We start from the raw sequence: 15386 nt of genomic DNA, 5'->3' as shown, positions 1-15386 counted from the left end.
CCGCGCGTGTGCGCCTCGAACTGGCGCGAATGCAGGCGATGCTCGGCAACATGGGAGCGGCGTGGCATTGCTGGATGCGGGCGAGGCGGACCCGGGAGCCGATCGTCCGAGGAATGGCCCGGCACGCCTTGGGGCGCGCCGGGCATTTGCGCAGTATGAGCGCCGGGAAATCACGGCACGATAACGAAGTCCGGGTTAGCGATTGCGAAGGCGGCTTCGCGATCGGCGGCGGGTGGGTAAATCCATACCCTGTTGATCTCTTGCTTGAGCTTCTTGCCCTCAGCGCGGGTCAGCTTGACCTGGCGGTCCCATCCTTCCGAGTACATGGCGCCCCACGCGCCGAGGTCCAGGCAGGTGACGTACTTCGGCTGGCTGTAGGGATGCAGGGGGAGTCCCACCAGTTCGGCGGCGGCGTTGTAGCCGGCGACGCGGCCGAGGCTGAGTGCATGCTGGCAGGTCATCAGATTGAAGTTGCCCGCATCGTCCGTGGCCGCCTTGACGGTATCGCCGGTGACGAAAATCTCCGGAGCGGCCGGAGCGCGCAGATAGCGATCAGAAGCGACGCGCCCGGCGCCGTCATGCTCGCCCGGAATCTCGGCGGCAAGCGGGTGGGCGCGGACACCGGCGGCCCAGACTACAGTGGCAGCCTCGATCCGGCTGCCATCGGACCGTTGAGCCCCATCCGCGTCGACCGCGCTGAGCAATACGCCGGGCCTTTGCTCGATGCCGATCTCGGACAGCGCATCGCGCACCGTCTTGCCGGCCTCGGCTCCGAACTCGGCCCCGATCTCCTGCGCAGGATCGACGATCACGACGCGCAGCGACTGTGCGGCGAACATGGCGCTCAGGCGCTCGTGTAGTTCGGTGGCGGCTTCCAGCCCGGTGAAGCCCCCACCGGCAACCACGACCGTACGACGTGCCGGGGTGTCGGGCAGATCGGGGAGCGCATTTACATGCGCGTCGAGACGATGGGCCTGATCAAGTCGGTCGACCGTGAAGGCGTGTTCGGCCAGCCCGGGGATGGGAGGCATGGCCACCCGGCTACCGGTGGCGAGCACGAAGCGGTTCCAGCCGATGGTCTCGCGCCTGCCATCGTTACGCAGCACCGTTGCTTCGTGCGCCTCGGCGCCGATCGTTTCGATGATCCCGTCGATGAAGCGCGCGCCGACGGCAGTGAGCAGTTCGGAAACGTCCGGTTCCATGTTCTCGAGAACCGCTTCGTAAAATCGCGGGCGAATCGCCAGCTTGGGCTGAGGTGCCACCATGATGACGTCGATGCGGTCTTCGTGGCCGGCTAGTGCGATGGCTCGCGATGCGGCGAGCACCGCCCAGACACCGGCAAAGCCAGAGCCGGCGACAAGGATTGTCTGCTTGGTCATAGGTCTTGTCCTTGAGTTGCCGGGCACAGATCGACGTGCCGCGAAGCGCGACAGTCACGCGCGAAACGGCTTTCCCGTCCGCGCCCGGTGGGCGACGGGAGAGATGGAGGAGGTCAGGAAAACCGCGGTGCCACGCAGCCGTGACGCCTTGGCTTAGGTATTTAGCTGGGGCCTTCGCGCAGGGGGCGGCCTGCGCGTGCCGTGCGCCGGCCCTGTCGCTCGCCGAACCATTCGCGCAGATCGGCCATATAGGTTTCCGGAGCCTTGCGGCCGAAACGTTTGGATACCGCGTCCAGTGTTTGCTCTGCCAGCACTTCACGCATGGCTTTCTCAGCCTGGATCATAACGGCATGGATCGCACAAGTGCCGTTTGTCGCCCAAGGCGGCGGATTGCCGCCGAACAGGGCGCAGCGCCCGCGCACTTCCTGACAATCGAACAGAGGCTTGTCGCCTTCGACCGCATCAATGACGTCCAGGAAGGTGATCCCGTCCGCCGGACGTGCGAGGCGATAGCCGCCGCGTACGCCTTCACTGGCAGAGACGATTCCCGCCTTTTCCAGCCGCGGGAAGATCTTGGCCAGGAAGCTGGGTGAAATGCCCTGGATTTCGGCGATCTCCCGCGTGCTTAGCGTTTCATCGCTATCGACGAGCCAGAGCAGGCTATGCAGTGCATATTCGACGGATGTAGTGAGGTGGGCCATGAACTCGGATATACTTAGTCCGCGTTTGCAGGTCAAGATAATAACAGGGACTCATATGGTCCTAGTTTATATTCCATATCAGATAGCTGTCGGCGAGAGCAAAAAGGCCGTTTCTCTCAAGTTGAGGTCTGGAACCTGCCGGTCTCAGAGTCTGTTTTGCGTGGCGGTACCGGCCCGCGCTTGGGGAACGGCAAATTTGCCTTCACTAACGCCTGTTCATTGGGAAGCCACACTTGCTTGTGGAGCAATCCACCCGCGCGGATTGATCGCGTTTTCTTTTCGGAATGCATCGAGCAGTTCGATCAGGTGTTCCGCTTCTTCGGGATGCTTTGCGCTTACATCGTGTGCCTCGTTGTCGAGGTCTAGCGAATAGAGGGAGGGCTTGGCGTTGTAAGGTTCGCCGCTTGCACCCACAGGCGAATCGTTCGGCACGATATCCCGGTACTTGTAGTGACGGTCGCGCACGCCGGCGAAGCGACCCGACCAGGTGGTCGTGTAGTACAGATAATCGTGCAGGGTTTCGCCACCGGCAAGGAGCGGCTTCAAGTCGGCACCGTCGATGAAATGAAGCGCTTTGCGGATTGACGTCTTCCTCGCGTGCAGACCGACGGGACACGATCGGCTCGTCGCGTCCACTTACTCGGCGGAGAGTTCGCCATGGCTTTTCCTGCGCGGTTTGAGTTCGCTGACGATCACACCGGCGATGATGAAGACGGCACCGAGGATCGCCAGCGGCGGAAGCCTGTCCCCCGCGATCCGCCCGATGATACCCGCCCAGACAGGTTCGCTGGCATAGATGATCGTGGCGCGGGTGGGGGATACAGATTTCTGTGCCCAGTTCATCGTCAGCTGGATCAGAGCACTTGCTATGCCCAAGCCAAGTCCAGCAAGCAGCCAGACCCACGAGAAGGCCGGAATGCTCTCGCCGGCGATGGGCATCATGGCGAAGGACAGCAGGCCGCCCACAACAAGTTGCACGACGGTGATCCTGGAGCTGTCCACTTCCGACGCGAACCGGCCGATCAGGATGATCTCGGCAGCGATGGCTGCGGCGCTGAGCAGCGTGGCGACCTCGCCACGTCCGAGGCCGACCTGCCATGCATCGGGGCCGGCAAGGAAGACCAGGCCGGCAAAAGCGAGAGCGATACCGGCCCAAGTCAGCGCACGCGGCGGTCGGCGCATGACCAGCCACTGGATGAGTGGTACCATCGGCACATAGAGCGCCGTCAGAAAAGCCGATGTGCTGCTGCTGATCGACTGCAGGCCATAGGTTTGCAAACCGTAGCCCAGGAAGATGGTCACGCCGATTGCCGAACCGGCCACCAGTTCCGTCTTCGTGAGGCCACGGAGCGCGCCGCGAAACACGGCCATCGTAAGCAGGCCTGCCGCGACAAAGCGAAGACCTACGAAAAACAACGGGCCGGAGTGTCCAACGGCCAGATGTACGATCAGGAAAGTGAAACCCCAGATCAGGGTGATTCCGATCAATGCAGCCTCCTGGCGGCTGAAAAAGGCTTTGCGCGTAGCGTCTTTGTGCAACATAATGCGCATCTATGAGCAATATAGTGCGCAGTCAATCCACTCGAACCGATGTACTTTCGCACGTCTCCGACAATCTCAAGCGACTGCGACATTTGGCAGGCATCAGCCAGGCGGCGCTCGCGGAGGCGTCAGGCGTCAGCCGCCGGATGATCGTTAACTTGGAGGGGGGTGACACCAATGTCAGCCTATCCAGCCTGGATAAGCTGGCTTGGGCGCTCGGCGTTGACTTCGTGGCGATGGTTGCCGATCCGCAGGTCAGTGCCGAGCGAATTGAAGCACTGACCTGGCGGGGAAGTGACGATGCCAGCAAGGCTGTGCTCCTCGGCAGCGTTCCTGCTGCTGCATCGGCTCAGCTCTGGTCCTGGTCGCTCGGGGTTGGCGATCGATATGTGGCAGAACCGGATCCCGCGGGCTGGCACGAGATGATCTTCGTATCCGCAGGGCGGCTGCGAATCGACAAGGCCGACGGGGCAGTCATCATTGATGCGCAGGACTTCGCAATCTACAGCAGCGCACAGGCGTTTTCATACACGAACGTGGGTGATGAGATCGTCAGGTTCACGCGTGTCGTCGTCTGTTAAAATGAACATATGAGTCGATGCGGAGGGTCAGGCGTCTGAGATGCCGCTCGACGTCTCACTGCGGAATGCCTTGGCCTGGGCACGGATGGCATCTGCGTATCGCGTCCGATAATGGCGGTACAGGATCGTCCAGAGCATCAAACCGCCGATCATGGCATAGCCGATGATTGGCCCGACCACGAGATATTGCTCGATCGAGAGGATGTAGATCATCGCCGCGGATAGGGCGAAATCCAATAGCAGACCGATACCCCACACCAATGTCATGACCATCACGGTGTGCCGCACGAGAGCGTCGTTGCCCTTGGCGTCGAAATCGGCGAGCGCCCGTTGCGATTGGCGCGCCATCGTCGCGCGGGCCAGCGGGTAGATGAGCGGCTTGCCGATCGCCGCCGATCCCAGGAAGGCAAGGCCGATGATCAGCGTAACCAGTTTCTCGCGCAATTGCAGCATCTGCGCCGATCCGCCTCCGATAAAGGCCACTGTCGACAGGCCGATGCCGACGACCGCAAGCACCGAAAGCGCGTCGATGCGCCGGGTGCGCAGAAAACTGCCGATACCCCACAGAAGCGGCGGTATCGAGGAAGCAAGCAAGGCGTTGAGATCTCCCCAGCGCCCCTGCGTCTGATGGTAGATCGCCAGCGGAGCCGCGATATTGATGGCGCAATCCAGGGCGAAGGCAGGCCCTTGGCGTCGGATCCAGTCGAGAGGGCGGGTGGTGTTCATCGTGCTCTGGCCGATCGGGTCAAGGGGAGGGGCGGCAGTCACTGCGGGCCGCCTTCGGGAAACCAGTTGCCGTGAAAGCCCGGCGGGATCCGATGCGGAAGGTGGATGGTGGCGATCGGCTCCTCGGCGAAACGACGTGCGTCGAGGATCACGAGATCGGTGGCCTCGTTGGGAAGGTTCACCACGAAACCGATCAGCCAGCCGTGCCCTTCAGGCGCGTCGTGGCTCTCCGGAACGAAGACGAATTCGCCTGGAAAGCGCTCTGGTCCGAAATCGTGAACGGTACGCGCGCCAGTCGCCGTATCGTGCGCGAAGATCGCGGTTGCGCCGATGAACTGCTCGCTCGGCAGCTCGGGCGTGGCGATGCTCCACACGAAGCGATGAGGCTGGCCGAAAAAGCGCTCGTCGATGCGGGGAAACTCCTGCGCGGCGCTATCGAGTTTCTCGATGTCCACCGATCGGCGCACCGGATCGATGGTCCAGCGCTCGAACCCGCGGCACCGCGAACTCGGTCCGGTTGCGGCATCGTCGAACATCGTGTGATAGACGCAGAGGTCGAGGACGACCTGACCGTCCGGCGCGTCATAGGCGTTGGCGACATGGAACGCGTAGCACGGTGGCACCACACACCACAGGATGTCGTCGTCCGCGCCGTGCCGGGACAATAGTCCGACGCGGGCCTGGTGCTCTGGATTCCAGCGATAGGGAAAGCCGTGCCCTTCGATCAGCGTCTTCATCGAGAAGGTCACCGGCAGGTCTAGGATCACCACGAAGCGGTCGGTGATCGCGCAGTCATGGATCATCGGTCCATGACGCACCGAAACAGGCTCCTCGCGGACGACCTGGCCATCGGCATCGACCACGACGTGGCGGATGGTGCCGGGATCGCGGCCGTCGTAGCAGATCGCATGGCTCTCGCCCGTTCGGGGATCGAGATGCGGATGCGCGGTGAAGCTGCCCTTCAACGATCCGTCGAAGGGATTGTAGGCCTGATCGCCGAGATCCGCACCCAGTTCGACGGGGTAGCTGCCGCCTTCGACCAGCGCGAAAGTCCGCCCGGCGATGCCGACCACATTCGTGTTTACCGTATCGAACCGATGGCGAGGGCCGGGCGCAGGCTCCTTGCCCAGCGCCTTGGCGACAGCGTTGGAGCGGATCCAGCGGTTGCGATACCACAGGGCCTTGCCGTCCTTTATGGCCAGGCCATGGACCATGCCGTCGCCGATGAACCAGTGGTAGGAGGCTGGATAGGCTTGCACGGGGTTGGGTCCGATGCGCAAGTATCGTCCGTTCAGTCCCGCAGGGATGGTGCCGGTCACCGAAAGTTCGAACAGCGTCAATTCCTCGCCCATCGGCGTATGAATGCCGGTGAGGAAGGGGTTTCCCCCGACCGGCGCGGCCAGCCGCTTCCGGTTGAATCCGGCCAGTGCTTCCACACCCTTGGCAACGGTGTCCCGGATCATGTTTTCGACAAGGCTTCCCATATGCGCCTCCAATGTTTACACTGTTACTATGAGCGCTAAAGATAACAGTGTCAACATCGATAAAAAGCCTTATCATCATGGAGATCTGCGCCAAAGCCTGATCTCCGAAGGATTGCGGATGCTGGGGGAGCAAGAGGCCGATTCGCTGTCGCTGCGCGAGATCGCGCGGTCGGTCGGGGTCAGCGCCACGTCGGTCTATCGCCACTTTCCGGACAAGGAGGCGCTGATGACGGCACTCGCACTCGAAGGGTTGGCGCAGCTTGGCGCGGCGCAACGGGCGGCTTCCGAAGCCGTCGGCGGCGGAACTGCGGGCTTCAAGGAAACGGGCCGGGCCTATGTCCGTTTCGCATTAGCCAATCCGGCACTATTTCGCCTCATCTTCGCATCGCCGGCGCTGTCTCAGGGCAACGTGCAGGGCGATATCAACTCGGAGGCGCATAGCCTTCTGCAGGCCAATGCTGCGGCGGCCGCCGCGCGGGGAGGCGGCGAGCAGGCCGTTCACGCGGTTCAGGCCTGGGCGCTCGTCCACGGCCTCGCGATGCTCATGCTCGATGGCCAGGTACCGGCCGATGACGACCTCATCGATCGGGCCATCTGCTGACGACGATATGCCCTGGATGATCGCAGGCGGGCCTGCTTCCTGTCGAGACTGGCAAAAACTACCTCCAGGCCGTTCAGTGCAACAGCTTCGGACTCGGCGCGAATTTCGCGGGCGGCGCTCGGCCAAACTGCCGATGGACGCCGATCCCCTGGAGCCTGTTTGAAAACGTCTCCTCGCGCGATGCCTGTAAGATCTGCAATCGATGTCGAACGGGAACTCGCGATCGCGGCGACGTGTCCTGCGCCCTTCCGTTCGAAGTCTGCGCTTCCGGCGCGCGCCGGTAGCTCCCGTCAGCGGATCACGAGCGGGTGATAACCACGGGGAGCCACTTTGTGAGTGGCACGGTATGACGGAGGCTGGCGGCCGCCTTCATCGGTCACGCCATATTTCACTGCCATCTCCGCCCCGATCACGGTTTCGCCGCTGATACTTGCCAGTTCGGGATCGGAATGGAGCGCCCATATCACGTGGCCGGTGAACTCCGGCGTTTCAATCTGGTCGCGCAGATAGTTGAACTTTTCCGGGTCGGCTTCGATCATGCCCAGCAGACGGTTGGTTGCGAGCGCCCCCATCCAGATCGACAGGACCGAGACGTTGGTGCCGGCGGCCTTGAAGTCCACCGCCATGTCGAACGCCATCTTGTCGAGCCCGGCCTTGTGCGCACCATAGGCCGGACCCATGGAGTAATGCGCGGCGCCGGAAGCGGACGTGAAGACGATGAGGCCACGGTCGTTCGCAACCATGCCCGGCGCCGCCAGCCAGCTGGCCACGTAACCGCTGCGGATCCCGACGTCGATCATGTCGGCAAGCTTGCGCGGCTTTTCCCAGAACTGGCCGGGCATCGACAGTTCGTCGTAAACGGCGGCAGCATTGTTGACGAGGATATCGATCCGACCTTCGTCGGACAGGACCTGATCGAACAGGGCTTCGACTTGCGCGTCGTCGCCATGATCGCAGCGGACCGCGATGCCCTTGCCGCCGGCGCGGGTCACTGCCTCGGCAGTCTCGTAAATGGTGCCCGGCAGGGCATGATCGCCTCGCTTTTCCGACCGCCCGGTTACATAGACGGTGCAGCCATGGCTGCCGAGCGCGATGGCGATGCCCCGTCCGGCGCCTCGGCTGGCTCCGGTGACGATGGCGATGGTTTTTTCGGACACGTGCCGATCTCCTTCAGGACGCTTGCGCGGAAGGCGAAGCCTCCCGGGCGATCGACTCGTAGCCGCGATAGGAAAACCGCCACGCGCCGCGCTCGTGCACGAACGTGTCTGTATAGAGGCCCGTCATCTTCGCCGTGCCGCCCGCCTTGAGCGCGATGACCTCGAAAACATTGGACAGCGTGCTTGCGCCTTCGCCCGAAAAAGCGATGGCTCCCACTTCGTTGAATACCGTCACGCTCTCGAAATCGTTCCAGGTCGCGCCCCACATCTGCTCCAGCGCGGAACGGCCGGTCACTTCGAAATGGGGTGTCTTCCACATGGCGTCCGTGGCCCAGCACTCCAGCCATTCGGTCCCGTCCCTGCGGGCTACGGCCGTCGCAAAGCGTCCATAGAGTTCCCGGATGAGCAATCGGTCTTCGAACCGCTGTCCAGACATGCCCTGAGATCTCCCATGCCGCGATCGACGAACTAGAGCAGCTTCCGTCGTCGTCGCGCCGCAAACGGTGCGCTGTTCGTCGATTTGCTAGCGGGCGGTTCAGGGTTGTCAACGCGCCGCCGACCGGGTCAGGCCAAGCGCCGTGGGGGCGATGATCCGAGGCGAGACGAAGTCGGCATTGAAGGCAGGTTGCTGCCTTCCTTGAGCGTGTCGCCGCCGTCGAAGGGGAATGCCTTCAAGGCGATGCGGCGAAACGCCTTTTCTTAGCGCCGGCATGATCGAGACAGTCCTCTGAGCGCCTGCTAAAGATCTATTATCGTTATATCTTCTGACTGCCATACGCGCCGGGTCTGAGCGCGAGACGGTCAGGGCTGGGGGGCAGAACTGTTGAAGCATTTCCTTTTCATTGGCTTTTGCGTCAATCTGCTCGCCGCCTGCACCGATGCGTCCACGGGTCAGGCCCGAGCGGAAGAGAGGCCCGGCGTAGCGGTCCAGCGAGGGGACGGGCTTCCCTACGAGGTCACCGACAGTGAAGTGTGGGACGTACCCGACCCGGCATCACAAAGAGACTATCAGGTCTTCGTCGCCCTGCCGCCCTCCTATCGCACCCAGCCTGAGCGTCGATATCCAGTGATCTATGTGACGGATGCAGATTACGCATTTCCGCTGCTCAAACAGATCGGGCGTCGCCTCAATGTCGAGGGACCGACCATCGAAGAGTTCATCCTCGTCGGGCTTTCCTATGCAAAGGGAGAAGGCGGAATGGAAAGCCGCCGCCGCGATTATACGCCGACGGCAAATGGCCCTACGGGATCCCCGAAGGACGCGGTGCACGGGCAGGCGAAAGCCTATCAAACCTATATCCGGGGCCAGGTGCTGCCCTTCGTGGCTCAACGCTATCGGACGGACGAGAAGCGGCGGATTTTTCTGGGCCATTCATACGGCTCGCTGCTCGGGATGCAGATCCTGCTGAGCGAACCTGGTCTGTTTGATGGCTACGTTCTAGGAAGTCCCTCGTTCTGGTATGATCATCACTACATGGTGAACCAGGCACGTGCCTACACCACCGGCCATGGCGACTTGCCCGCGCGGGTCTACATGTACATCGGCGAATACGAAGAGACGCGGCCGGGAGATGCGCGCTTTTCCAAATCCGTCAACATGGTGACCGATACCAAGAAAATGGATCAGATCCTGCGGTCCCGCCGATATCCTTCGCTGCATTTGCAGACGGAAGTTCTCAATGACGAAGATCACGTCAGCGTCGCGCCGCGCGGCTTCACCCACGGGCTGAAGTACCTGCTGCCGGCCAACATCGGGCGTCGCCAATAGGATCCGGCCCAGCGAGGAACGGGATCAATTGGTCGTCATCGGCGGCTCGCTTTCTTCGATCGCGTGTATCTCGACGCGTCTGGCAACATGGTCCTTCAACCGGGCGATGGCTGCTGGCGTCCAACCCGGGGGTTGCGTTACCGCCGTCCACGCATCGACATAGTGTTCGGGCGCATAGACATGGCCATGGCCCATAGGCGTTGTCGTTGCGATCACCATATCCAGCCCGTGCTGAAGAAAGGTCACCAGCGGATACCAGCGTAATTCCGGCGAGACGTCAGGGCCGCGCGGGCCTTTCATCCAGGCCGGCGGCCGGAACGCCGACTGCGTCTCGAAGAAGGTGATCGGGTCGCTGGCATACTGCAGATAGACGATCCGCATCGGCCCCCATGGCGCATCGGCCTCAGCCAGCGCATCGCGTTGACCGGTGAAACGGATGACCGATCCGTCACGAAACCGGGGTAGCCATGCCGGCGATCGGGGAGAGCGCTCGTGCGTTGCCTGCAACCAGGTCCGGCTCTGGAAAGGCGGACCGCTCCACAAGGCGCCCTGATGCGGATCGCCAATCACATCGAACAGGTCGGCCGAGAGATCGGAATTGAGCGCGCCGAGGCTCAGGCCATGGAGATAAAGGCGGGGCCGACGGTCGCGGGGCAGCTTGTGCCAGTGATCGTAGACCTTGCGGAACAGCGCCCGCGCGGTATCGGCACCATAGCCTGGCTCGACCATCAGTGCGAGCCAACTGGGCAGGTAGGAATACTGAACCGCCACCGTGGCAACGTCTCCGCGATGAAGATATTCAAGCGGCATCTGACTGGCCGGGTCCAGCCAGCCCGTGCCCGTCGGCGTGGCTATGACCAGGACGGAACGATCGAACGCACCGACCCTCTGCATTTCCGCCAAGGCCAGGGCGGCGCGTTCTTCAATCGAATCGGCTGATTTCAGGCCGACATAAATGCGAAGAGGTTCCATGGCCGGTTGGCCGGTGAACCGTTCGATTTCGGCGCGTGTCGGTCCGAATCCGACGGCGGACCGTCCCATCCGGCCCAGATCCGCCCATTTGAGCAGCGACGCCGCACTCCCTGTCTTGAGCGGATCGGCAGGTTGCCGCATCCCATTGTCCATACTGCTGTCGAGTTCACGATAGGATGCGTCGAGTGCGCGGATACCCCCGCGCAACAGCAGGCCGTTGCCGATCGACCAGAACAGGGCGACGGCCAATATCGTTCCTGCAATCGCCGATACCCGGCGCGGCGCAACGCGGTCGAGCAGATGGGTGATACCCCGCGCCATGGCCTTGAATAGCCGTGCCAGCAGGATCGCCAGGGTCGCTATCACCAGCGACAACGCGCCCACCAGCACCGGTCGGGCGCTGTCCACCGGGTCCATCCCCATCGGCAGCCGGACGGAATTCTGCCATTCGGATGCGCGCCACAGGAACAGGCCGGCGATGACGATGCAGGTGGCCGCCGCCCCGATCTTAAGGCCGCGTCCCACCAGGCTCTCGTCCCATGGCGGCAGATGCAGGAAGCGCCACAGCCCGCGGAATCCGGCCCCGACGCCATAGCCCAGCGCAAAGGCGAGACCCGACAACACGCCCTGAATCAACCCACTGCGCGGCACGAGGCTGGGCGTAAGTGAGGCGGCGAAGAACAGCGTCCCCAGCCAGACGCCGGTACCGCACAAGGACAGCAAAAAGCGACCGGGAAGTCGCTGAAGAAAAGAAGAGAGATCCGGCAGAGGGATTCGCCTGATGGTTTCGGCAAGGGCGTTCATGATATCGTCCTACCAGCACACCGATACATCTGGCGAGGCATAGAGGTATTGCGGGGCTCTCTGCCGTCATTACTTTGATGGTAGATAAAATCGCGACGACAGCCTTTGTCCTTTCCAGACATTTGCGCAGCCATCGCCGACGCGCGAGTCGGCCTACTCAAAGGTCTTCAACTCGGCGTGAATCCTTGGAGGACTATGTCTAGACAAACCGATGTGGCCGGCTCGCGTGGAAAGATTTTGCCGGCCAGGAGAGGCAGCTACGATCCAATGGCTGGGCTCTATCGGCCGTGATAAAGCCGCCTGGGTGTTATACCTCGACCGGACCGCATAACTCTGGTCGCCAAAAGGTCGCTACGCTGCTATCACCCTCCATCCCTGTATCCTGAAAACGGATTCTGCGGCCTTGCGTGCTACGTTCACTCGTGAGGACAGATTTCTTCGAGCGTAGCTTTTAGGTGTTCTAAATATGACATATGACAGAGGAAATCGCGGCAATGGTCGCGATCGGTTCGGCGGTGACGATCGCTGGGGTGGCGGCAACGATCGCTTCGGCGGTGGCGGAGATCGCTTTGGCGGTGGTGATCGCTTCGGTGGTGGCGGCGATCGCTTCGGTGGCGGCCAGCGCGGCGGCTTTGGTGGACCGCGCGGCGGCGGTGGCTTTGGCGGCGGCGGTTCTCGTGGCGGGCCGGGCCAGGTTATCGGCCAGGGACGTGGCACCGTAAAGTTCTTCAATCCGGACAAGGGCTTCGGCTTCATCCAGCTTGAAGAAGGTGGCGACGATGCGTTCGTCCACATCAGTGCCGTGCAGTCTGCCGGCCTCGAGACGCTGGCCGAAGGCCAGCAGCTGGAATTCCAGCTGGTCGAGCGCAACGGCAAGGTTTCCGCGTCCGAACTGAGCATCGTGGGCGAGGTCATCGTCGCCGAACGTCGCGAGCGGGCGCCGGCTGCCCCCCGTCAGTCGACTGGCGAGAAAGCCACCGGCACGGTCAAGTTCTTCAACGGCACCAAGGGCTTTGGCTTCATCGTGCGCGATGACGGCCAGCCCGATGCATTCGTGCATATCAGTGCCGTCGAGCGATCTGGCCTGCATGGCCTCTCCGAAGGCGATCAGCTCGAATTCGAGATCGAGATCGATCGTCGCGGTAAAGCGTCCGCTGTGAATCTGATTCAGCGTTGAGAACGTCCGGCCGTGGCTGCCACAGGCAGCCACGGCTTCGGAGCGGGCGTTCCGGGTGCAGAAAAAGTAATTCCAGATGCATCGAGAAATTTTTCTCGTCTGCATTGGCGCTATGCGCAGCGGTTCCGTTGCGCCGACTTGATATCCATCAAGTCAACAGGTTGCTTGATTGCGTCGGCTTGAATCCCTCCGCATCAATCGCCTGTGCGGCTGATCTCAGCCGATAATTGAGAACTATATCTTCCCTCGGCGGTTAGCTGTTCAGGGGCATAAGAAAATTACGGATCACATGACAAACGACGATCTTGGCAGCGACAATGACTCCCCTCTCCTCGATCTGGACAAAGGCTCTGTCCAGCGGTTCATTGCCCGCGCCAAAAGCAAGGGCGTCATTTCGGTCAAGGAACTGAATGCCGCTTTGCCGCAGGATCAGATGACCACCGATCAGATCGAGGACATCATGGCCGCGATCTCGGACATGGGCGTCAAGATCATCGATAACGACGATGACGACGATGAAGATGAGGGCGAGCAGGATGGCGTAGACGCCATCGATGGCCGCGACGATGACGCCGATTCGGATTCGGAGTCCGAATCGGGGAACTCCCGTCGTCGCGTCGGTGAAGGCCGGAAAGCGGACACTGCTGGGCGCTCCGACGACCCGGTGCGCATGTACCTGCAGGAAATGGGCGCCGCCGAGATGCTCAGCCGCGAGGGCGAGGCCGCCATCGCCAAGCGCATCGAAGCCGGTCGCGACATGATGATCATGGGCCTTTGCGAGAGCCCGATGACGTTCCACGCCATCATTCAGTGGTCCGAAGCCCTGAACAGGGGCGAAATGCAGCTTCGCGAGATTCTCGATCTCGATGCCATGTTGTCGAAGGACCCGCAGCCGGAGAACCTCGATGACGATGGCCAAGGCAATGACGAGATTTCCGCGGCCATAGCAGGTCCGTCGTTCAAGGACGAGGACGAGGTCGAGGACAACTCCGAGGAAGTCGACGAGGACGGCAACCCGGTCCCCAAGCAACGGGTGGAGGACGATGAAGAGGATAACACTCTGTCGCTCGCCCAGATGGAAGCGACGCTGACGCCGGAAGCGCTCGAGAAGTTCGCGCTCATCACCAACCTGTTCCGCACGTTCGAGACGCTGCAGAGCGAGCGCCTGGATGCTCTGGGGCTGGGAATCGGCTTCCCCGCCGCCAAGGAAGACCAGTACCAGCAGCTGCGCGAAGACCTGACGGCGCAGGTGGAATCGGTGCAGTTCCACGCAGCCAAGATCGAATACCTCGTCGACAACCTCTATGCCTTCAACCGGCGCCTGACGGCGCTCGGCGGGCAGATGCTGCGCCTTGCCGAGCGTCACAAGGTGAAGCGTGCCGACTTCCTCGATGCCTATACGGGCCATGAACTGGACGACGCCTGGCTTGCCGAAGTGGGCAAGAAGGACAAGAAGTGGGCCGCCTTTGCAGAGAACGAGGCCAATCCGGTGGAGCGTATTCGCCTGGAAGTCTCGGACATCGCCGCCGCTACCGGCATGGCGCTGCCCGAGTTCCGCCGCATCGTGAACATGGTCCAGAAGGCGGAGCGTGAAGCACGCATCGCCAAGAAGGAAATGGTCGAGGCGAACCTGCGCCTGGTGATCTCGATCGCCAAGAAGTACACCAACCGCGGCCTGCAGTTCCTGGACCTCATCCAGGAAGGCAACATCGGTCTGATGAAGGCGGTCGACAAGTTTCAGTACCGCCGCGGCTACAAGTTCTCGACGTATGCCACCTGGTGGATCCGTCAGGCGATCACCCGCTCGATCGCGGATCAGGCCCGTACGATTCGTATCCCGGTCCACATGATCGAGACGATCAACAAGCTGGTCCGTACCAGTCGCCAGTTCTTGCACGAGCAGGGCCGCGAGCCCACGCCCGAGGAAATGGCCGAGCGCCTGTCGATGCCGCTCGAAAAGGTGAAGCGGGTTCTGAAGATCGCGAAGGAGCCGGTCTCCCTCGAAACGCCCGTGGGCGATGAGGAAGACAGCCATCTTGGCGATTTCATCCGCGACGAGAACGCGATCATCCCGGTCGACGCCGCGATCCAGGCGAACCTCAAGGAAATGATCACCCGTACTCTGGCGTCGCTCACCCCGCGTGAGGAACGCGTGCTGCGCATGCGCTTCGGTATCGGCATGAACACCGACCACACGCTTGAGGAAGTTGGCCAGCAGTTCTCGGTCACCCGCGAACGTATTCGCCAGATCGAGGCGAAGGCGCTGCGCAAGCTCAAGCACCCCAGCCGTTCGCGCATCATGCGCGCGTTCCTCGACTAGAGCATTTTCTAATCGCACCAGAAGCTTGGAGCAGTTGATCCGATGCAATCGGATCAACTGCTCTAAGCAAAAGTCGCTCTACCCCTACCTGAGTGCTTGGCATGGGGGCGGTTTCTGTTGGTCGAAGGGTCGTCTAATTGCGCGTCATAGAGCAAGTCCTTTCTGTGCTTGGTT

The 15386-nt window shown here is 62.0% G+C and carries 14 protein-coding genes; 5 read left to right on the top strand and 9 right to left on the bottom strand.

Annotation, left to right across the window (positions count from 1 at the left end; all coding sequences use genetic code 11):
• Nucleotides 1-170 precede the first annotated feature (170 nt).
• The 4 genes from RT424_RS21845 to RT424_RS21830 all read right to left on the bottom strand — a co-directional run bounded on the left by RT424_RS21845 (nt 171) and on the right by RT424_RS21830 (nt 3568).
• Entirely contained in the window at nt 171-1379 is a 1209-nt protein-coding gene (locus RT424_RS21845; protein ID WP_313442534.1) for an FAD-dependent oxidoreductase, read from the bottom strand.
• Between the two features lie 161 nt (nt 1380-1540).
• Nucleotides 1541-2080, bottom strand: a complete 540-nt coding sequence (locus RT424_RS21840; RefSeq protein ID WP_313442532.1) for an Rrf2 family transcriptional regulator — start codon at nt 2078-2080, stop codon at nt 1541-1543.
• 216 nt (nt 2081-2296) lie between these two features.
• A complete protein-coding gene (locus tag RT424_RS21835) occupies nt 2297-2626 on the bottom strand; it encodes a hypothetical protein (RefSeq protein WP_313442530.1) in 330 nt (109 codons plus the stop codon).
• A gap of 90 nt (nt 2627-2716) precedes the next feature.
• Nucleotides 2717-3568, bottom strand: coding sequence for a DMT family transporter (locus RT424_RS21830; RefSeq protein WP_313442528.1), 852 nt, complete (start codon nt 3566-3568; stop codon nt 2717-2719).
• 65 nt (nt 3569-3633) lie between these two features.
• Here RT424_RS21830 and RT424_RS21825 point away from each other — a divergent pair, with 65 nt between their 5' ends.
• Nucleotides 3634-4203 carry an XRE family transcriptional regulator gene (locus RT424_RS21825; protein WP_313442526.1) on the top strand — a complete coding sequence of 190 codons (570 nt, stop codon included), beginning with the start codon at nt 3634-3636 and terminating at the stop codon, nt 4201-4203.
• A 27-nt stretch (nt 4204-4230) separates the two neighbouring features.
• Here the strand turns inward: RT424_RS21825 and RT424_RS21820 are convergent, their stop codons facing one another.
• Together RT424_RS21820 and RT424_RS21815 are read right to left on the bottom strand one after the other, a co-directional pair.
• The gene (locus RT424_RS21820; RefSeq protein WP_313442524.1) at nt 4231-4971 is read right to left on the bottom strand and encodes a VC0807 family protein; all 741 of its coding nucleotides are present in this window, start codon (nt 4969-4971) and stop codon (nt 4231-4233) included.
• Complete coding sequence (locus tag RT424_RS21815) at nt 4968-6392, bottom strand: carotenoid oxygenase family protein (RefSeq protein ID WP_313442522.1); 1425 nt, start codon at nt 6390-6392, stop codon at nt 4968-4970. The genes RT424_RS21820 and RT424_RS21815 overlap by 4 nt, the downstream gene beginning before the upstream one ends.
• On the opposite strand from RT424_RS21815, the gene RT424_RS21810 reads away from it, so the two are divergent.
• On the top strand, nt 6379-7014 hold the full coding sequence (locus RT424_RS21810) for a TetR/AcrR family transcriptional regulator (RefSeq protein ID WP_313442520.1): 636 nt from the start codon (nt 6379-6381) through the stop codon (nt 7012-7014). The genes RT424_RS21815 and RT424_RS21810 overlap by 14 nt on opposite strands.
• A 290-nt stretch (nt 7015-7304) precedes the next feature.
• Here the strand turns inward: RT424_RS21810 and RT424_RS21805 are convergent, their stop codons facing one another.
• Nucleotides 7305-8171 carry an SDR family NAD(P)-dependent oxidoreductase gene (locus RT424_RS21805; protein ID WP_313442518.1) on the bottom strand — a complete coding sequence of 289 codons (867 nt, stop codon included), beginning with the start codon at nt 8169-8171 and terminating at the stop codon, nt 7305-7307.
• 13 nt (nt 8172-8184) lie between these two features.
• Entirely contained in the window at nt 8185-8607 is a 423-nt protein-coding gene (locus RT424_RS21800; RefSeq protein WP_313442516.1) for a nuclear transport factor 2 family protein, read from the bottom strand.
• A 387-nt stretch (nt 8608-8994) separates the two neighbouring features.
• On the opposite strand from RT424_RS21800, the gene RT424_RS21795 reads away from it, so the two are divergent.
• Nucleotides 8995-9939 carry an alpha/beta hydrolase gene (locus RT424_RS21795; protein WP_313442513.1) on the top strand — a complete coding sequence of 315 codons (945 nt, stop codon included), beginning with the start codon at nt 8995-8997 and terminating at the stop codon, nt 9937-9939.
• 24 nt (nt 9940-9963) lie between these two features.
• On the opposite strand, the gene RT424_RS21790 is transcribed toward RT424_RS21795, so the two are convergent.
• The gene (locus RT424_RS21790) at nt 9964-11715 is read right to left on the bottom strand and encodes an alpha/beta hydrolase (protein WP_313442510.1); all 1752 of its coding nucleotides are present in this window, start codon (nt 11713-11715) and stop codon (nt 9964-9966) included.
• Between the two features lie 466 nt (nt 11716-12181).
• Between RT424_RS21790 and RT424_RS21785 the strand changes: the two genes are divergently transcribed.
• Both RT424_RS21785 and rpoD read left to right on the top strand, forming a co-directional pair.
• A complete protein-coding gene (locus RT424_RS21785) occupies nt 12182-12892 on the top strand; it encodes a cold-shock protein (protein ID WP_313442508.1) in 711 nt (236 codons plus the stop codon).
• Nucleotides 12893-13181: 289 nt separating this feature from the next.
• Nucleotides 13182-15212, top strand: a complete 2031-nt coding sequence (gene rpoD / locus RT424_RS21780) for an RNA polymerase sigma factor RpoD (RefSeq protein ID WP_313442506.1) — start codon at nt 13182-13184, stop codon at nt 15210-15212.
• Nucleotides 15213-15386: the final 174 nt, after the last annotated feature.

The organism is Novosphingobium sp., from assembly GCF_032093395.1.
In the GTDB taxonomy this organism is placed as follows: domain Bacteria; phylum Pseudomonadota; class Alphaproteobacteria; order Sphingomonadales; family Sphingomonadaceae; genus Novosphingobium.
The sequence above is the reverse complement of the archived record's forward strand: the minus strand, read 5'-3'. Positions and strand labels throughout refer to the sequence as shown.